Here is an 18,578-nt window from a genome sequence, read left to right as displayed (position 1 = left end):
GCGTTCGAAAAACAGGCCGCAGGGGAGCAGCTCATGGCAGCCGAAGCCGTAACCCAGATCATCTCGGTAACGCAGACGGAGGAGGCCGTCGCGGAGCAGGCGTTCTACATTCCGATGACGGGGCCCGCCGCGCGGCCCCGTCGGTCGCTCAAGCACGACGACACCTTCATCGTGCTGGATAGCCATGGCGACATCGGCGCCTCCGCGGGCGGGCCCGACGGCCTGTTCAATTGCGACACGCGTTATCTGGCGCGGCTGGAGCTCGTGCTCGACGATCTCCAGCCGCTGCTGCTCGGGTCGAATCTGCGCGACGACAATTCGGCCCTGACCGTCGATCTCACCAATCCCGATATCTATCGGCAGGGCCGCATCGTGCTGCAGAAGGACCTGCTGCACATCGTGCGCACGATCTTCCTGTGGCGCGGCACGGCCTATCAGCGCATCGGCGTGCAGAACCATGGCGACCGTCGCGCCAGCCCGGAGCTGACGCTGCTGTTCGACAGCGACTTTGCCGATCTGTTCGAGGTGCGCGGCGAGCGGCGCCCCCACCGCGGGACCGGCACCAGCAAGTTGCTCGGGCCGACCGACGTGCTGTTCCACTATCGCGGTCTTGATGACGCCGTGCGTACCACCGGCCTGCATTTCGACCCACGTCCGACGCGGCTGTCGGTGAATGCCGCGACCTGGCAGCTAGACCTGGAGCCGCACCAGTCGAAATCGCTGTTCGTGGCGGTGTCCTGCAACCGGCCGATCGCGGAGAAGCCCGCGCGCTTTTTCAGGGGCCTGCTCGCCCATCGCCGCGAGATGCGCCAGTCGACGACGGGCATGGCCAGCATCGAGACGTCGAACAACATCTTCAACGAGGTGCTGTGCCAGGCCATGGCCGACCTCAACATGTTGATGACGGAGACGCCGCAGGGGCGCTATCCCTATGCCGGCATTCCCTGGTACTCGACGACGTTCGGCCGCGACGGCCTGATCACCGCGCTGCAGATGCTGTGGATCGATCCGCGGGTCGCGAAGGGCGTGCTGCGGCGGCTCGCGCATTTTCAGGCAGAGGCGGTCGATCCGCTGAACGATGCGGCGCCCGGAAAGATCCTGCACGAGATGCGTGGCGGCGAGATGGCTGCGCTCCGCGAGGTGCCGTTCGCGCAATATTACGGCAGCGTGGATTCGACCGCTTTGTTCGTGCTGCTCGCGGGAAGCTATTTCGAGCGCACCGGCGACGAGAAGACCCTGGCCGAGCTGTGGCCGGCGATCGAGGCGGGGCTGGCCTGGATCGACGGCCCCGGCGATCCCGACAGGGACGGCTTCGTCGAATACCAGCGCGCCACCGAAAAGGGCCTCGCCAACCAGGGCTGGAAGGACTCGTATGACGCGATCTTCCATGCCGATGGCCAGCTTGCGGAAGGCAATCTCGCCCTTGCCGAGGTGCAGGGTTACGTCTTTGCCGCCAAGCAGCTCGCCGCACGTTGCGCGTTGCGGCTCGGCAAGCCGGACCTCGCCAAAAAGCTCGAGACCGAGGCCAAGGCGCTGGCCGAGCGGTTCGAGAAGGCATTCTGGTGCGAGGAGCTCGGTACCTATGCGCTCGCGCTCGACGGCAGGAAACGGCCCTGCAAGGTGCGGACATCCAACGCCGGGCAGGTGCTGTTCAGCGGCATGGTCCGCGAGGACCGCGCACGTCTCGTTGCCGCCGATCTGATGGCGCCACACTTCTTCTCGGGCTGGGGCATCCGCACGGTCGCGCAAGGCGAGGTGCGCTACAATCCGATGTCCTATCATGACGGCTCGATCTGGCCGCACGACAATGCGCTGATCGCGCTCGGGCTCGCGCGCTACGGGCTCAAGCATTCGGTGGCGCATGTCTTCAAGGGCCTGTTCGACGCGGCGACCTACATGGACCTGCGGCGGCTGCCCGAATTGTTCTGCGGCTTCCGGCGCGAGAAGCGGCGCGGCCCGACGCTCTATCCCGTCGCCTGCGCGCCGCAGGCCTGGGCCAGCGCGACGCCATTCACGCTGCTGGAGGCGGCGCTCGGCATCGAGTTCGACGTCGCGCGCGGCGAGATTCGGCTGCGCAATCCGCATCTGCCGGCGTTCCTGAACGAGGTGATCCTGCGCGATCTGCGCCTGGGTAATTCCAGCGTGGATCTGCGCGTCAGCCGCCACGGCGACGACGTCGCGCTCGAGGTCTTGCGCACGCGCGGCCAGATCCAGGTCTCGATCGTGCTGGCGCGCTAGCGGCGCCTGCGAGGAGGGTTTCATGCGTACCGCCGGATGGTTGGTTCTGAGCGCGGCGATCGTCGCGGGATTGACGGTCGCCGCATCGCGTGCCGCGGAGGAACCGTCCGCGGGCCCAACGACGCCCCCAGCGAAGCGAACGCGCCGGCCACGGTGCAGCCGCCGGCCTCCACCGTGCCGGTCACGCCGAAGGACGCGGCGCCGCCGCCGTCCGTGACCATCATCGGTGCGAGCGACGCCCACGGCGTGCTCGGCCGTGATGTGCGCAGCGCCGCCGACGAGGACATGGGCCGCATCGTCGACATCATCGTCGACCGCACCGGCCATGTGCGCGCCGCCGTGATCGATTTCGGCGGCTTCCTCGGCGTCGGCAGCCGCAAGATCGTGGTGGACTGGAACGCAATGCGGTTCGGCAAGATTGCCAACAAGAAGGACAGCATCACGCTGGAATTGACCAAGGCGCAGGTCGCAGCCGCGCCGGAATACAAGGAAGACACGCCGATGGTGGTGCTCGGCGCGTCCGGCAGCCTGCAGCCGCTGCAAGCGATTCAGTGAGGCGCGGGGAGGGATGGCCGCCGGTGCTGTTGTCGAGGAAGCCGAACCACGCAGATCGCGATAGCCGCGTTGAACGGTACAACGTCGCCGCGCCGCCGCCTGCGGGCCTTCCGGCGCCGTCGCGCCAGAGCCTGCGCGGCCTCGACTGGTTCATCTTCTTCCTCGCCGACGTGCAGACCGGGTTCGGCCCCTTCATCGCGGTCTACCTCACGACGCAGAAATGGACGCAGGTCGAGATCGGCCTCGTGCTGTCGATCGGTGGCATCGTCGCGCTGATCGGGCAGATGCCGGGTGGCGCGATCATCGATGCGGCGAAGTCCGAGCGGCTGGTCGCCGCCCTTGCGATCGCGACCATCGGCTTTTGCGCGCTCGCCTACGCGGCGATGCCGATCTTCCCCGTGGTGGTGGCTGCGGCCACGCTGCATGCGGCGGCGAGCTGCGTGCTGGGGCCGGCGATCGCGGCGATCAGCCTCGGCCTCGTCGGTCCGCTTGCGATCGGCGAACGGCTCGGCCGCAATGCGCGCTTTGCATCCCTCGGCAACGGCGTCGCCGCAGCCGTGATGGGCACGGCCGGCTACCTCCTGTCGAGCCGCTCGGTGTTCCTGGTCACCTTCCTGCTCGCGATTCCGACCCTGATCGCGCTGTCGCGCATCCGCGAGGAGGAAGTGGACATCGCGCGCTGTCACGGCGAGATGCCGCGCGAGGCGCCGGTTCCAGGCGACACCAATATCTGGCACCTGATCCGGCAACGCCCGCTCATCGTCTTCGCGCTGAGCGTGCTGCTGCTGCAATTGGCGAATGCCGCGATGATGCCGCTGATGGCGAGCGCGGTGACGGCGCGGTCGAGCCAGTGGGCAACCGTGCTCGTCGCCTTCTGCATCGTCGTGCCGCAGGCGATCGTGGCGCTGCTGTCGCCGACGGTCGGGCGCAAGGCGCAGCTCTGGGGCCGGCGCCCGCTGCTGCTGATCGGATTCGGTGCGCTGATGATCCGGGGCCTTCTGTTTGCGACCGTGCGCGATCCCTATCTGCTGGTCGCGGTGCAGGTGTTCGACGGCATCACGGCGGCGGTGTTTGCGGTGATGATCCCGCTGATCGTGGCCGACGTCGCCTTCGGCAGCGGCCATTTCAATCTGGCGCAAGGCATCGTCGGGACCGCGACCGGCATCGGGGCGTCCTTGAGCACGGCGCTTGGCGGCTATGTCAGCGACAAGTTCGGCAATGCCACCGCCTTCATCGGGCTGTCCGGCGTCGCCGCGACCGGGCTTTTGCTGATCCTCTTTGTGATGCCGGAAACCCGGCGCACCGGCATGGTCGCGCCAAAGAAAATGGCCGGCTGAACAGCCGGCCAAGTGGGTGGGGAGGAAGAAACGATCAGGCGTCGAGATTGTGCAGGCGCTGACGGTTGCGCAGCACGATCTGGCGGGCGCCGGAAAATCCCAAAATGCCCTGGGTGTGAAGCTGCGAAAGCGCGCGCGACACGGTCTCCAGCGTCAGGCCGAGATAGTCGCCGATGTCGCGGCGGCACATCGGCAGCGCCATCATGCCGGCTACCGCAAGGCGGCGGTCCATCTCGAGCAGGAAGGTTGCGACGCGTTCCATCGCGGTCTTGCGTCCCAGCAGCAGCATGTGGTCTTCGGCGTGGCGTAGTTCGCCGGCGGTCATGGCCCAGAGCTTGCGGGCGACCTGCACGTCGGTGCCGGCGGCCTTCTCCAGGCTCGCGCGCTTCACCAGGCGCACGGTCGTATCGATGATGGCTTCAGCGGCGAGGCGGTGACTGGGACCGGATTCAAGGCCGAACACGTCACCGGGAAGATGGAAGGAGCCGATCTGGCGGCGGCCGTCGGAGAGCAGCTTGTAGCTGCGCACCGCGCCGGTGATGACCTGATAGACATATTCGGCCGACTCGTCCTCGCCGTAGATCTCCTCGTCCTTGCGGTAGGAGAACTCCGTGGCGACGAGGCCGACATGGCCGGCGATCGCGCCGAACTGGTCGGAGACGGGATGGGCAGGAGCGATCTTGCCACGAACTTGCGTGTTGATCGCCTGGGTGTTGAGGGGCTCGGTCAGCATCTGCGCCATCTCCGTTGTGATGACGCTTTGGTACGCGGGTTCGGGTACTTCGAAAATTTCGCGAGATATCTTAAGGGGGGCCCTTACGTAGAATCCCTTAGGTCACGGGAACGCGCAGCCCGGATGGAGCGAAGCGAAATCCGGGGCCGCTGTGGCTTGTCATCCCGGATTGCGCCGCGCTCCATCCGGGCTACCAAACCTCCCTAGTTCCCGCGGCCGCCCCGGATGGCGTGGTGGATGGACTTGACCAGGGTTTCGTCGAGAAGCGGCTTCAAGATCACGTCCTTGACGCCTGCGGCTGCGGCCCGAGCCGAGATATTCCCATCGGGATAGCCGGTGATCAGGATCACGGGCGTGCCCTCGTCGGACTGGCGCAACCGGCCGGCCAGCTCGATGCCGTTGATGTCGGGCATCTTGTAGTCGATCACGTAGCAGTCCGCCCCCCGCGCGCCGCTGGCATTCAGCAGCGCCGTGGCATTCCTGAAGGTCCGCACGGCAAAGCCGTCGGTTTCCAGCAGGAATTGCAGGGATCCCAGCACGGCGGCATCATCGTCGACCACGTAGACGGTGGGCTTTGCGGATGACGTCATTGGAAGCCGCTGATGGTGCGAGCCGATCTCGATCATCCCATCTGGCTAGCACGGCCCGGGAGAATGATTTTGACTTGCCTCAATCCGATTTGCCTCAATCCTTCAACATCCCGGCGCGCATCGCCAGCCGGACCAGCTCCGAGAGGCTGTTGGCCTGCATCTTGGTCATGACGTTGGCCCGGTAGACCTCGATGGTGCGGGGGCTGATGTCGTATTCACGGGCGATCAGCTTGTTGGAGAGGCCCGCGATCAGTCCTTCCATGACCTGGCGCTCGCGCGGGCTGAGGGAGGCGACGCGGGCGGCGATGTCCTGCGAGATCGCCTCGTTCTTCGCCGCCGGCTCGGCCTGTCGGATCGCCGTCTCGATCATGGTGGTGAGGCGGTCGTCCTCGAACGGCTTCTCGAGAAAGTCGACCGCCCCCAACTTCATCGCCTCGACCGCGAGCGGCACGTCGCCATGGCCGGTCATGATCAGGATCGGGAACGGGCTTTGCTGCGCCTTCATCCGCTTCAACAGCTCGATCCCGTCGATTCCAGGCATGCGCACGTCGGAGACGACGCAGCCGAAGGCGAGGCCGGGCAGGACATCGAGGAAGGCTTGCGCATCGTCAAACAGGGTGACGCCGAAGCCGGAGGAATCCAGCAGGAAGTGCAGAGAGTCCCGCATCGCCTCGTCGTCATCGATGACGTAGACATGTCCCTTGGTCGTCATGGATCAATTCTCATCGGCTGCCGGGAGAGTGAAGCGGAATGTCGCGCCGCCTGATGGGTTGCTCTCGGCCCACATGCGTCCGCCGTGAGCCTCGATGATCGAGCGGCTGATGGACAGTCCCACGCCCATGCCGGTTTCCTTGGTGGTGAAGAAGGTCTGGAACAGGTTGGGAATGACGTCGCCCTGGAAGCCGGAGCCGGTGTCGGACACCTCGACCTCGATCATGTCGTCACCTACGCGGGTGTTGGCGACGACGAGCTCGCGCGGCGGCGACTGCGCCATCGCTTCCAGCGCGTTGCGGAACAGGTTGACCAGCACCTGCTGGATCTGCACGCGGTCGGCTAGCACGAGATCGGCGTCGGGATCGAGGCTGAAGCGGAGCTGCACGTTCTGCTCGCGCGCGCCGGCAAGCCCGAGCGCGCCGGCTTCCTCGATCAGCTTGGACAGGCTCTCGACCCGCTTCTCGGACTCGCCGCGGGAGACGAAGTCGCGCAGGCGGCGGATGATCTGGCCGGCGCGCAAGGCCTGCTCCGCGGCGCGATCCATCGCACTTTCGATCTTCGGCGTGTTGGGATCGGTGCTGCCGGCCAGCAGCCGCCGCGATCCCTTCATGTAATTGCTGATCGCCGCCAGCGGCTGGTTGATCTCGTGGGCAAGCGCCGAGGCCATCTCGCCCATCGCGGTCAGCCGCGACACGTGGACGAGCTCGGACTGCAATTCCTGGAGCCGCGCCTGGGTCTGCTGGTGCTCGGTGAGGTCGCGGACGAAGCCGGTGAAATAGGGCTCGCCGCCGGACTGCATCTCGCCGATCGACAGGTGCATCGGAAAGGTCGTGCCGTCGCGGCGCTTGCCGGTCACGATGCGGCCGATGCCGATGATGTGCGGATCGTTCGTGCTGCGATAGCGCGCGATGTAGCTGTCGTGGCGGGTGCGGTCGGGCTCCGGCATCAGGATGCTGACGTTCTGGCCGATCGCCTCCTGCTCGGACCAGCCGAACAGGCGCTCGGCGGCGGTGCTGAACAGTTGCACGATGCCGCGGCCGTCGATGACGATCATGGCGTCGGGAATGGTGTGAAGGATCGAGCGGAGGTGGGTCTCACGCGTGCGCAGGGCTTCCTCGACCTGCTTCTCCTCGTCGATATCGAGGAAGATGCCGCTGAGATGGCGCGCGACGCCGGAATCGTCCCGGATCAGGCCGGCGCGGGCCCTGATCCATTTGCCGCGGCCAGAGTTGCCGGAAATCCTGAAGGAGACGTCGAAGCCGCCGCCATGCTCGGAGACCTGCTTGATCGCGTTCTCGACGCGCGCGCGGTCGCCGGGCTCGAGGCGCGACAGGAAGAGGTCGTAGCTCGCCGGCTGGCCTCGCTCGATACCGAGCAGCATCCTTGCGGTTTCCGACCATTCCAGTTCGCGCGTCGCCAGGTCGAGATCCCAGGTGCCGACGCCGAATCCCTCGATCCGGACCCGGAAATGCTCGCCGCGACTGTCGTCTGGCGGATGCGTTACGCGGGTCGGCGACAAGCTATGACTCCCATCTTCGCGCGGCGGGCGCGGTGCCGCGAACATGGCGGCAATTTCGCCCATGGGCCAGCCGGAGGCAAGTTCGGATGTCTGATTCCATTGGCGGATTTCCCACGGCATCGTGCAGGGCCATTTGATCTATCTCATCCTGCTTTGCGCCAGCGCGGCTAGATTCTGCGGCAGTTCATTGCCCCGGAGAGCCCTGATGACATACGCGACAGTGATGGTCAGCCTGGCGCTGGATCAGCCCAACAATGCGCGTCTTCAGGCCGCAGGCGAACTCGGCGAACGATTCGAGGCCACCATCGTCGGGGTCGCCGCGGCGCGGTTCGCCCCGCCGCTTTATTTCATCGGAGGCGCCGAGGCCCAGCGTCTAATCGATCAGGAGGAGGCCTCCGTCAAAAGGTGCCTCGCCGCTCTGGAGGCGGAATTCCGCGCCGCGACCAGGACTCGCAGCAGGCCCGTGGAATGGCGCAGCGCCATGGATTTTCCCTCACGATTCGTGCTGGCGCAGGCGCGGTGCGCCGACATCGTCGTCAGCGGCGGGCAGAGCCCGGCCTTTTCCGATGCGTTTTCGCTCGTGAGCCCCAAGGATCTGGTGATGCAGGCCGGCCGACCGATTCTGGTCGTGCCCGATAAGGTCAACTGGCTCGATCTGCGCAACGTGCTGGTGGCATGGAAGGACACGCCGGAGGCGCGGCGCGCGGTAGCGGACGCGCTGCCGCTGCTGCGCAAGGCGAGGGACGTCACCATCGTGGAGATTCCGGAGGCCGGCGGGGACCGCTCGGCCGCGATGACGCGCGTGAGCGATGTCGCCGCCTGGCTCGCCCGTCACGGCGTCACTGCGACCGCGCGCGTGCCGGAAGCCGCGGGCAGTGAGCCCGCCGCCGTGCAATTGGAACGGGTCGCCGGCGACGTCGGCGCGGGCCTGATCGTCGCCGGCGCGTACGGCCATTCCCGTTTCCGCGAGCTGATCCTCGGCGGCGTCACGGAATATCTGGTCACGCAAACTGCCCGCTGCGTGCTGCTGTCGCACTGACGGCCTCGGACACACAAACAATCGATGAGGATGCGCCGTGTACAAATTCCTTGAGCAGACCGTGGACGGCTATATGACGCGCAACGTCAGGACGGTGCGGCGCGACCAGGACCTGCTCGCGCTCAGCGAGATGTTCGAGCGTGATGATTTCAACTCCTATCCGGTCGAGGACGACGGGCAGGTGGTCGGGATCGTCACCAAGTTCGACATCCTGAAGTGTTTCGCGTTCTCGCCGAGCCAGATGCTGCCGCGCTATCACGACCTGATGAGCCGCAGGATCGGCGATGTCATGACGCCGGAGTTCATCTATGTCAGCCCCGACACGCGGCTGACGCGCGTGCTCCAGATCATGGTCGAGCACCGCATCAGGAGCATCATCGTGCTCGACGGCGCCGAGAAGCTGGTCGGAATCATCGCCCGCGAGGACGTGATCAAGGCGCTCAAGGCGACGGCGGGCGAGTGAGGGATCCAGCAAAGCTCGGCTCGGGGAATATCGTAGGGTGGGCAAAGCGAAGCGTGCCCACGATTTCTGCCCCGTAATCGACAAATCGTGGGCACGGCGCAAGTGCGCCTTTGCCCACCCTACGATTCTGCGACTGCCGCCTCCGCAGAAATACGGGCGCCCCAAAAAGCCCGCGCCATCCCCAGAGCCAAAACGCACATCTTGATTTCAATCAATTCCCCGCGAGGGTGAATGTGGTTTCTGGCGGCGTGTTCTTTCGAGAGAGAATCCGCGATGCCCCAGCCCTCCATCTCCAAATCGATGACAGCAGGTGAAAGCGGCCTGGCTGTCGTGTTCGCGGTCGCCGCCTTCCTCTGCGTGATCGCCGCGGCCAAGGCGCTCGATACGCCGTTCGCTTTCCACGCCGCGCTCAGCGCGGCGGCGAGCGTGGCTGTGGTCTTTGGCATCGTCAACCGCTACTTCGACCGCCCGGCGGAGTTGCCACCCGCGGAGATCAACGGCCGTCCCAACTACAATATGGGCCCGGTCAAGTTCACCGCCGTCATGGCGATGTTCTGGGGCATTGCCGGCTTCCTCGTCGGCCTCATCATCGCCTCGCAACTGGCGTGGCCCGCACTGAACTTCGATCTGCCATGGACCAGCTTTGGTCGTCTGCGTCCGCTGCACACTTCCGCGGTGATCTTCGCCTTCGGCGGCAACGTGCTGATCGGCACGTCGCTCTATGTCGTGCAGAAGTCCTGCCGGGTGCGCCTTGCGGGCGACCTCGCGCCCTGGTTCGTCGTGATCGGCTACAATTTCTTCATCCTGATCGCCGGCACCGGCTATCTGCTCGGTGTCACCCAGTCGAAGGAATATGCCGAGCCGGAATGGTATGCCGACCTCTGGCTCACCATCGTCTGGGTCGTTTATCTGCTGGTCTTCCTTGCCACGATCATCAAGCGCAAGGAGCCGCACATCTTCGTCGCGAACTGGTTCTATCTCGCCTTCATCGTGACGATCGCGGTCCTGCACCTCGGCAACAATCCCGCGCTCCCCGTCTCGGTGTTCGGCTCGAAATCCTATGTCGCCTGGGGCGGCATCCAGGACGCGATGTTCCAGTGGTGGTACGGCCACAACGCGGTCGGCTTCTTCCTGACCGCCGGCTTCCTCGCCATCATGTACTACTTCATCCCGAAGCGCGCGGAGCGGCCGATCTATTCCTATCGGCTGTCGATCATCCACTTCTGGGCGCTGATCTTCCTCTACATCTGGGCCGGCCCGCACCATCTGCACTACACGGCGCTGCCCGACTGGACGCAGACGCTCGGCATGACCTTCTCGATCATGCTCTGGATGCCCTCCTGGGGCGGCATGATCAACGGCCTGATGACGCTGTCGGGCGCCTGGGACAAGCTGCGCACCGACCCCGTGCTGCGCATGCTCGTGGTCTCCGTCGCCTTCTACGGCATGTCGACTTTCGAAGGCCCGATGATGTCGATCAAGGTGGTGAACTCGCTCAGCCACTACACCGACTGGACCATCGGCCACGTGCATTCCGGCGCGCTCGGCTGGGTCGGCTTCGTCTCCTTCGGCGCGCTGTACTGCCTGGTGCCGTGGGTGTGGAATCGCAAGGGCCTCTACAGCCTGAAGCTCGTCAACTGGCACTTCTGGATCGCGACGCTCGGCATCGTTCTCTACATCTCCGCGATGTGGGTGTCCGGCATCCTGCAGGGCCTGATGTGGCGTGCCTACACCTCGCTCGGCTTCCTCGAATATTCCTTCATCGAGAGCGTCGAGGCGATGCATCCCTTCTACATCATCCGCGCCGCCGGCGGCGGGCTGTTCCTGATCGGCGCGCTGATCATGGCCTACAATCTCTGGATGACCGTTCGCGTCGGCGAACAGGAAGTCCAGATGCCCGTCGCGCTTCAGCCGGCGGAATGAGGAGCCTTCCATGTCGTTCTGGACACGCCACCAAATCTTCGAAAAGAACTCGATCGTCCTGATCGTCGGCATCTTGCTGGTGATCGCAATCGGCGGTCTCGTCGAAATCACGCCGCTGTTCTACCTCAAGAGCACGATCGAGGCGGTCGACGGCGTCAGGCCCTACACGCCGCTGGAGCTCGCGGGCCGCAACGTCTATGTCCGCGAAGGCTGTTATCTCTGCCATTCGCAGATGATCCGCCCGCTGCGCGACGAGGTCGAGCGATACGGCCACTTCTCGCTCGCCGCCGAGAGCATGTACGACCACCCGTTCCAGTGGGGCTCGAAGCGTACCGGTCCGGACCTCGCCCGCGTCGGCGCCAAATATTCCGACGACTGGCACGTGACTCATCTGACCAACCCGCGTGCGATCGTGCCGCAGTCGGTGATGCCGGGCTATCCGTTCCTGAGCCAGACTGAGGTCGATCCCGATACGATCGCCGACCACATGAAGACGCTCAAGGCCATCGGCACGCCCTACACCGATGACCAGATCGCTAACGCTGGCGCCGATCTGAAGGCCCAGGCCGATCCCGACAATGCCGGCTCCGACGCCTTCGGCAAGCGTTACGCCAAGGCCGTCGTGCGCAATTTCGACGGCAAGGCCGGCACGCCGACCGAAATGGACGCGCTGATTGCGTATCTGCAGATGCTGGGCACGCTGGTCGACTTCAAGCTCTACAACGAGAAAGCCAATCTTCGCTGAGAAGGCATCACCGATGAAAGCCATCCTGACACTCGACAATCTCGCGTCTGGTCTCGTGACCACGATCTGGACGCCGGTGTTCGTCGCGATCTTTCTCGCGATCATCGCCTACGCATTATGGCCCCGCAACAAGGCCGCTTTCGACGAGGCGGCGCGCCTGCCGTTGCGGGAGGAGTAAGACATCATGACCGATCATCATGGCGACATCGATTCCGTCACCGGCAAGTCCACGACCGGACATGAATGGGACGGCATCAAGGAGCTCAACACGCCGCTGCCGCGCTGGTGGGTGATCTCATTCTACCTCACCATCGTCTGGGCGATCGGCTACTGGATCGTCTATCCGGCCTGGCCGCTGATCTCCAGCAACACCACGGGGCTGTTCGGCTATTCCTCGCGCGCCGACGTTGCGGTCGAGCTCGCCAATCTCGAGAAGGTCCGGGGTGACAAGATGGCGGCGCTGGGCGCGGCTTCGCTCGCCGACATCGAGAAGGACCCGGCCTTGCTGGCGCTGGCGCGGGCCAAGGGCAAGACCGTGTTCGGCGACAATTGCGCGCCATGCCACGGCTCAGGCGGCGCCGGCGCAAAGGGCTTTCCGAATCTCAACGACGACGACTGGCTGTGGGGCGGCACGCTCGACCAGATCATGCAGACCATCCGGTTCGGCGCGCGTTCCGGCCATGCCAAGGCGCATGAGGGGCAGATGCTCGCGTTCGGCAAGGACGGCGTGCTGAAGGGCGACGAGATCGTCACGGTGGCCAATTACGTGCGCTCGCTGTCGGGCCTCTCGACCCGGAAGGACTTTGATGCCGCCAAAGGGGAGAAGATCTTCGCAGAGAACTGCGTTGCCTGCCACGGTGACGGCGGCAAGGGCAACCCGGAGATGGGCGCCCCGAACCTGACCGACATGATCTGGCTCTACGGCTCGGACGAGGCGAGCCTGATCGAGACCATCAGCCAGGGCCGCGCCGGCGTGATGCCGGCCTGGGAAGGGCGGCTCGATCCCGCCACCATCAAGGCGATGGCGGTCTATGTCCACTCGCTGGGCGGTGGAAAATAGTCTGTTTGCGACAAGCGGGGGCGAACAAAAGTGCCCCCGCTTGAGCTGGATCAACTGCCGCGCTCGCGCCGGGTCTAGGTTTAATCGCACCTTTTCGAGAAGCTTCTTGGCGATGAACAAGACCGTGAACCCGAACGACCTCACATCGAACGATGACGACGGGCCGCTCTACGTAGCCCAGAAGAAGGTGTATCCCCAGAGCGTCTCCGGTACGTTCCGCCGGATCAAATGGGGCCTGATGGCGTTCTGCCTCGGCGTCTACTACTTCCTGCCGTTCGTGCGCTGGAACCGCGGCATCGGCGCCCCCAGCCAGGCGGTGCTGATCGATCTTCCCAACAGCCGATTCTACTTCTTCTTCATCGAGCTGTGGCCGCAGGAGGTCTACTACTTCACCGGCCTGTTGATCGTCGCCGCCGTCGCGCTGTTCCTGATGAACTCGGTCGGCGGCCGCATCTGGTGCGGCTATCTGTGCCCGCAGACGGTGTGGACCGATCTGTTCTACGCCGTCGAGCGGCTGGTCGAGGGCGACCGGCGCGAGCGGATGAAGAAGGACAAGTCGTCCGATCCGATGAAGCTGGAGCGCATCTCCGAGATCGTGCTCAAGCATTCGATCTGGCTCCTGATCGCCTGGTGGACCGGCGGCGCCTGGGTGCTCTATTTCAACGACGCGCCGACGCTGGTGAAGGAGCTGGTCACCTTCCAGGCGCCGATGATCGCCTATATCTGGATCGGAATCCTGACGGCGACGACCTATGTCCTCGCCGGCTTCATGCGCGAACAGGTCTGCACCTATATGTGCCCGTGGCCGCGCATCCAGGCGGCGCTCACCGACGAATGGGCGCTCAACGTCACCTACCGCTACGACCGCGGCGAGAAGCGCACCTCGGTGAAGAAGGCGATCGAGCTGCGCGCGCTCGGGCAGCATGTCGGCGACTGCGTCGACTGCTATCAATGCGTCGCGGTCTGCCCGACCGGCATCGACATCCGCAACGGACCGCAGCTCGAATGCATCCAGTGCGGGCTCTGCATCGATGCCTGCGACAACGTGATGACCAAGATCGGCCGGCCGAAGCGGCTGATCGGCTACGACAACGACATCAACATCCAGCGCCGCCAGGAAGGCAAGGCGCCGGTGTACCGCATCGTCCGGGCCCGCACCGTCGCCTACAGTGCGATCATCGCGGCGGTCGGCGGCATCATGATCTACACGCTCGCGACCCGCAGCCTGCTCGACGTCAACGTGCTGCACGACCGCAATCCGGTCGCGGTCAGGCTCAGCGACGGCTCGATCCGCAACGCCTATACGGTGCGGCTGCTCAACAAGAGCGGCTATGACCGTGTCATCGCGATCGACGCCAACGGGCCGGCCAATCTGACCACGCATGTGGTCGGCATCGATTCCGTGACGCCTGATAGGCCGATGATCGTGATCCCGCGCGACTCCACCAGCGAGCTGCGCCTGCTCGTCACCGCGCCGGCGGAGAGCAATCCGGAGAAGTCGATCCCGGTCCGCTTCCTCGTCACCGACATCGGCCTTGGCGAGGTCGCCACCGCCACCGACAATTTCGTCGCGCCGTAAGTTCAGGAGACTGCCATGGCCGCCAAGCCGCTGACCGGAACGAAAGTGTTCCTGATGCTGGTCGCCTTCTTCGGGCTCGTGATCGGCGTCAACGTAACCATGATGAAGCTTGCGATTGCAACGCTGCCCGGCACCGACGTCGACAGCCCCTATGCCGCGGGCCTCACCTATGACCGCGAGATCTCGGCGGCGCAGGACCAGGCCGCGCGCAAATGGCAGGTTAGCGCCCATATCGAGCGCCGCGCCGATGGTGCGGCTACGCTTCAGGTCGACGCGCGCGACGCAAAAGGCCAGCCGATGAGCGGGTTGAAATTCGGCGGCCGCCTGGAGCGGCCGACCGACAAGCGCGAGGATCTCCAGGTCGAGCTCTCGGAGGCCGGCATCGGCATCTATCGCGGCAATGCAGCCTCCGTCGCGCCGGGCCAGTGGGATCTCGTGATCGAAGGCGAGGCGCGGGGGACACGCGTGTTCATGTCGCGCAATCGCGTGATCCTGAACTGAAGGACATCGTCATGCAGGTCACGCGGGATTTTTCGCATTACGTCCGGGCCGCGGGCGAGGGTATCAAGCATATCGATCTCGCCGTCGAGGGCGTTCACTGCGCGGGCTGCATGGCCAAGATCGAGCGCGGACTGTCGGCCATCCCCGACGTCACGCTGGCGCGCGTGAATCTCACCGACCGCCGCGTCGCGCTGGAGTGGAAGCAAGGCACGCTCGATCCGGCCCGCTTCATCGACCGGCTCGAAGAGCTCGGCTACAAGGCCTATCCTTACGAGACCGAAAGCGCAGAAGCGACGGAAGTTGCGGAATCCCGCTTCCTGCTGCGCTGCCTCGGCGTCGCCGCGTTCGCCACCATGAACGTGATGATGCTGTCGATCCCGGTGTGGTCCGGCAATGTCTCGGACATGCTGCCGGAGCAGCGCGACTTCTTCCACTGGCTGTCGGCGCTGATCGCGCTGCCGGCGGCGGCCTATGCCGGCCAGCCGTTCTTCCGCTCGGCCTGGCGCGCGCTGTCGGCCAAGACCACCAACATGGACGTGCCGATCTCGATCGGCGTGTGCCTGGCGCTCGGCATGTCCGTGGTCGAGACCATCCATCACGCCGAGCACGCTTATTTCGACGCGGCGATCATGCTGCTGACCTTCCTGCTGGTCGGCCGCTTCCTCGACCAGAACATGCGGCGGCGGACCCGCGCGGTCGCCGGCAATCTCGCCGCGCTGAAGGCGGAGACGGCGGCCAAGTTCGTCGGGCCCGACGAGATTTCGCAGGTCCCGGTCGCGGCGATTCATCCCGGCGACATCGTGCTGCTGCGGCCCGGCGAGCGTTGCGCCGTCGACGGCACGGTGATCGAGGGGCGTTCCGAGATCGACCAGAGCCTGATCACCGGCGAGACGCTCTATGTCACGGCGGAGCAGGGCACGGCGGTCTATGCGGGCTCCATGAACATCTCCGGCACCCTACGGGTGCGGGTCTCGGCGGCGTCGGAGGCGACGCTGCTCGCCGAGATCACGCGGCTGCTCGACAACGCGCTGCAAGCGCGCTCGCGCTACATGCGGCTCGCCGATCGCGCCTCGCGGCTCTATGCGCCGGTGGTGCATGCGACGGCGCTGATCACCATTTTGGGCTGGGTCATTGCGGGTGCCGGCTGGCACGATGCGATCGTGACCGGCGTGGCCGTGCTGATCATCACTTGTCCCTGCGCGCTCGGGCTCGCGATCCCGACCGTGCAGACGGTGGCCTCGGGCGCGATGTTCAAAGCGGGCGTGCTGCTCAATTCAGGCGACGCCATCGAGCGGCTAGCCGAAGCCGACCACGTCATCTTCGACAAGACCGGCACGCTGACGCTGCCCGATCTCGAGGTGATGAACGCGGCTGACATTCCCGCCGACATCTTCGAGCTCGCCGGCTGCCTCGCGCTGTCGAGCCATCATCCGGTCGCCGCCGCCGTTGCGCTGGCCGCGGGTGCAAGGTCGCCGATCGTTGGTGCGGTCGAGGAGGCCGGGCAGGGCGTGCGCGCTGTGGTGGACGGTGTCGAGCTTCGCCTTGGCCGTCCGTCCTTTTGCCGCGCCGAGGCGCTGGTCGGCAGCGCCACGCTCGACCCTGAGGCCTCCATCGTTGCTTTCAGCAAGGGCAACGAAAGGTTCATTCTGTCGGTGCGCCAGGGTCTGCGGCCGGACGCGCAGGCCGTGATCGCGGCGCTGAAGGCGCGCAATATCGGCATCGAGATTCTCTCCGGCGACCGCGAGCCCGCGGTGATCGCGGCGGCCCATGCGCTGGGCATCACCGAATGGCGCGCCGGCGTCACGCCGGCCGACAAGATCGCGCGGATCGAGGAGCTGAAGCGGCGCGGTGCCAAGGTGCTGATGGTCGGCGACGGCATGAACGACGCGCCCTCGCTGGCCGCTGCCCACGTCTCGATGTCGCCGATCTCGGCCGCGCATCTCAGCCAGGCGACCGCCGATCTCGTCTTCCTCGGCCGGCCGCTCGCGCCTGTCGTCGCCGCGATCGACTCGGCGCGCAAGGCGCTGTACCTGATGCGGCAGAACCTCTGGCTGGCGATCGGCTATAACGTCCTCGCCGTGCCGGTGGCGATCAGCGGCGTGGTGACGCCCCTGATTGCGGCCGCGGCCATGAGCGGGTCGTCGATCCTGGTGATGCTGAACTCGCTGCGCGCGCGCAATGCGTCACGGGAGATCGTGTGATGGAGATCCTGGTGATCCTGGTGCCGCTGGCGCTGATGCTCGGAGGTGCGGGTCTCGTCGCCTTCCTCTGGTCGCTTCGCAGCGGCCAATATGACGATCTCGACGGCGCGGCCTGGCGCGCCATCGCCGACGACGAGCCGCCGCAGGACGCCCCGGTCAAGCGCTAGCGCTTCAAGCTGAAGGTGAGCAGAGCCGCCGCGGCAAGGGCGATGCCGACGCCGGCGACACAGGCGTGCCAGCCGAAGCTGTCGAACAGGCGCCCGAGCACGGCCGTTCCGACCAGCCCGCCGCAGAAGTAGCAGGCGAGATAGGCCCCGCTGGCGACACCGCGGCTGCCGGTCGCCGCCTGTCCGACGAAGCCGGTCGCGGCAGCCTGCGCGAAGAAGGTGCCAACACCGACCAGGACCATTCCGGTGAGGACTTCGCCGAGATGCGGCGCCAGCATCAGCGGCAGACCCAGCCCGGCGACAACGAGCGAGCCCCAGATCGTCGGCCGCGTGCCGAGACGCGACGCCACCTTGCCGGCCAGCAAGGTCGTGACGACCGACGGCAGGAAGACGAAATAGACGAGGCCGAGGTCCATCATGCCGAGAGACAACGGTGGCCGGACCAGCACGAAATTGACGAATGTGAAGGTGCCGATGAAGGCGAACAGGATGCAGAAGCCGATGCCGAAGGCGGCGCGCAGCCGCGGATTCCGCCAATGCGCGATCGTGGCTTCGAGTGGCGACGCCGCGGGCATCATGGCGCGCATCGGCTGCACGCGCCGGATGGTGAAATAGACCAGCACCGCGCCGGCCAGGTTGAGGGCCGCGAAGACATAGAAGTTCCAGGCAAGGCCAAGGCTGTCGGCGACCGCCGCCGAGACCAGCCGGCCGACGAGGTTGCTGGCGACATTGCCGGTGATGTAGGCGGCAAAGGCGCCGCCGGCGTCCATGGCGCTGCATTGCTCGCCGAGATAGGCCAGCGTGAGCGCGAAGGCGGACGCCATGCACAGCCCCTGCGCGACCCGCAAGGCGGTGAAGACGGCAAGGTTCGGCGCGGACGCCAGCAGGCTGGTGGGGACCGCCAGCAGCGTCAGGCTGAGCAGGATGCCGGTGCGCGGGTTGATGTGCGGGCTGAAGAAGCCGACGACGAGGCTGGCTATCGCCATGCCGAAGGTGCTGGCATTGACGGCAAAACCCATCGCTGCGGGCGTGACGCCGTAGTGGCGCGTCAGGGAGGGCAGGATCGCCTGGGTCGCGAACAGATCGACGACGGTCAGGAATGCGGTGAGCCCGATCACGAGCGAGCGAAGCGCGAGACCCGGGGAATGCGCATCCATGGTCAGCGCGCCCGGTTTGATGGGAGCGGTGAGATCAGTCATGGCGTACTTGTCCTG

At 65.7% G+C, this 18,578-nt stretch carries 17 protein-coding genes and 1 pseudogene; 13 read left to right on the top strand and 5 right to left on the bottom strand.

Going from position 1 to position 18,578, the window contains the following annotated elements; all coding sequences use genetic code 11:
- The first annotated feature begins 33 nt into the window (after positions 1-33).
- The 3 genes and pseudogenes from BJ6T_RS33795 (at position 34) to BJ6T_RS33785 (ending at position 4,130) form a co-directional block, all read left to right on the top strand.
- Complete coding sequence (locus BJ6T_RS33795) at positions 34-2,238, top strand: amylo-alpha-1,6-glucosidase (protein WP_014497075.1); 2,205 nt, start codon at positions 34-36, stop codon at positions 2,236-2,238.
- Positions 2,239-2,260: 22 nt separating this feature from the next.
- Positions 2,261-2,793, top strand: a pseudogene (locus tag BJ6T_RS33790) (PRC-barrel domain-containing protein).
- A 23-nt stretch (positions 2,794-2,816) separates the two neighbouring features.
- Complete coding sequence (locus BJ6T_RS33785; protein ID WP_014497073.1) at positions 2,817-4,130, top strand: MFS transporter; 1,314 nt, start codon at positions 2,817-2,819, stop codon at positions 4,128-4,130.
- A gap of 34 nt (positions 4,131-4,164) precedes the next feature.
- Here BJ6T_RS33785 and BJ6T_RS33780 read toward each other — a convergent pair whose 3' ends face one another.
- The 4 genes from BJ6T_RS33780 to fixL all read right to left on the bottom strand — a co-directional run bounded on the left by BJ6T_RS33780 (position 4,165) and on the right by fixL (position 7,686).
- Positions 4,165-4,863 carry a helix-turn-helix domain-containing protein gene (locus BJ6T_RS33780; protein ID WP_014497072.1) on the bottom strand — a complete coding sequence of 233 codons (699 nt, stop codon included), beginning with the start codon at positions 4,861-4,863 and terminating at the stop codon, positions 4,165-4,167.
- A gap of 203 nt (positions 4,864-5,066) precedes the next feature.
- Positions 5,067-5,489: a response regulator gene (locus tag BJ6T_RS33775; RefSeq protein WP_014497071.1), complete on the bottom strand. Its 423-nt coding sequence runs from the start codon at positions 5,487-5,489 to the stop codon at positions 5,067-5,069.
- 58 nt (positions 5,490-5,547) lie between these two features.
- Positions 5,548-6,165 carry a response regulator FixJ gene (gene fixJ, locus BJ6T_RS33770; protein ID WP_014497070.1) on the bottom strand — a complete coding sequence of 206 codons (618 nt, stop codon included), beginning with the start codon at positions 6,163-6,165 and terminating at the stop codon, positions 5,548-5,550.
- A gap of 3 nt (positions 6,166-6,168) precedes the next feature.
- Complete coding sequence (fixL, locus tag BJ6T_RS33765) at positions 6,169-7,686, bottom strand: sensor protein FixL (RefSeq protein WP_014497069.1); 1,518 nt, start codon at positions 7,684-7,686, stop codon at positions 6,169-6,171.
- 205 nt (positions 7,687-7,891) lie between these two features.
- On the opposite strand from fixL, the gene BJ6T_RS33760 reads away from it, so the two are divergent.
- The 10 genes from BJ6T_RS33760 to ccoS all read left to right on the top strand — a co-directional run bounded on the left by BJ6T_RS33760 (position 7,892) and on the right by ccoS (position 17,364).
- Entirely contained in the window at positions 7,892-8,725 is an 834-nt protein-coding gene (locus tag BJ6T_RS33760; protein WP_014497068.1) for a universal stress protein, read from the top strand.
- Positions 8,726-8,762: 37 nt separating this feature from the next.
- Positions 8,763-9,188 carry a CBS domain-containing protein gene (locus tag BJ6T_RS33755; RefSeq protein ID WP_014497067.1) on the top strand — a complete coding sequence of 142 codons (426 nt, stop codon included), beginning with the start codon at positions 8,763-8,765 and terminating at the stop codon, positions 9,186-9,188.
- A 273-nt stretch (positions 9,189-9,461) separates the two neighbouring features.
- Positions 9,462-11,111 carry a cytochrome-c oxidase, cbb3-type subunit I gene (ccoN, locus tag BJ6T_RS33750; protein ID WP_038931399.1) on the top strand — a complete coding sequence of 550 codons (1,650 nt, stop codon included), beginning with the start codon at positions 9,462-9,464 and terminating at the stop codon, positions 11,109-11,111.
- 10 nt (positions 11,112-11,121) lie between these two features.
- Positions 11,122-11,856 carry a cytochrome-c oxidase, cbb3-type subunit II gene (gene ccoO / locus BJ6T_RS33745; RefSeq protein WP_014497065.1) on the top strand — a complete coding sequence of 245 codons (735 nt, stop codon included), beginning with the start codon at positions 11,122-11,124 and terminating at the stop codon, positions 11,854-11,856.
- Between the two features lie 13 nt (positions 11,857-11,869).
- A complete protein-coding gene (locus BJ6T_RS33740) occupies positions 11,870-12,034 on the top strand; it encodes a CcoQ/FixQ family Cbb3-type cytochrome c oxidase assembly chaperone (protein ID WP_014497064.1) in 165 nt (54 codons plus the stop codon).
- 6 nt (positions 12,035-12,040) lie between these two features.
- Entirely contained in the window at positions 12,041-12,916 is an 876-nt protein-coding gene (gene ccoP / locus BJ6T_RS33735; protein WP_014497063.1) for a cytochrome-c oxidase, cbb3-type subunit III, read from the top strand.
- Positions 12,917-13,028: 112 nt separating this feature from the next.
- Positions 13,029-14,495: a cytochrome c oxidase accessory protein CcoG gene (ccoG, locus tag BJ6T_RS33730; RefSeq protein ID WP_014497062.1), complete on the top strand. Its 1,467-nt coding sequence runs from the start codon at positions 13,029-13,031 to the stop codon at positions 14,493-14,495.
- Between the two features lie 15 nt (positions 14,496-14,510).
- Positions 14,511-14,996, top strand: a complete 486-nt coding sequence (locus BJ6T_RS33725; protein WP_014497061.1) for a FixH family protein — start codon at positions 14,511-14,513, stop codon at positions 14,994-14,996.
- 11 nt (positions 14,997-15,007) lie between these two features.
- Positions 15,008-17,197: a cation-translocating P-type ATPase gene (locus BJ6T_RS33720; protein WP_014497060.1), complete on the top strand. Its 2,190-nt coding sequence runs from the start codon at positions 15,008-15,010 to the stop codon at positions 17,195-17,197.
- Positions 17,197-17,364, top strand: a complete 168-nt coding sequence (gene ccoS / locus BJ6T_RS33715) for a cbb3-type cytochrome oxidase assembly protein CcoS (RefSeq protein WP_014497059.1) — start codon at positions 17,197-17,199, stop codon at positions 17,362-17,364. The genes BJ6T_RS33720 and ccoS overlap by 1 nt, the downstream gene beginning before the upstream one ends.
- Here the strand turns inward: ccoS and BJ6T_RS33710 are convergent.
- Positions 17,361-18,563, bottom strand: a complete 1,203-nt coding sequence (locus BJ6T_RS33710) for an MFS transporter (RefSeq protein WP_014497058.1) — start codon at positions 18,561-18,563, stop codon at positions 17,361-17,363. The two genes, ccoS and BJ6T_RS33710, sit on opposite strands and share 4 nt — an antisense overlap.
- Between the last annotated feature and the right edge of the window lie 15 nt (positions 18,564-18,578).

Origin of the sequence: Bradyrhizobium japonicum USDA 6 (assembly GCF_000284375.1) — a bacterium.
Classification (GTDB): domain Bacteria; phylum Pseudomonadota; class Alphaproteobacteria; order Rhizobiales; family Xanthobacteraceae; genus Bradyrhizobium; species Bradyrhizobium japonicum.
Note: the sequence above shows the minus strand (reverse complement) of the source record. Positions and strands in the feature narration are given on the sequence as shown.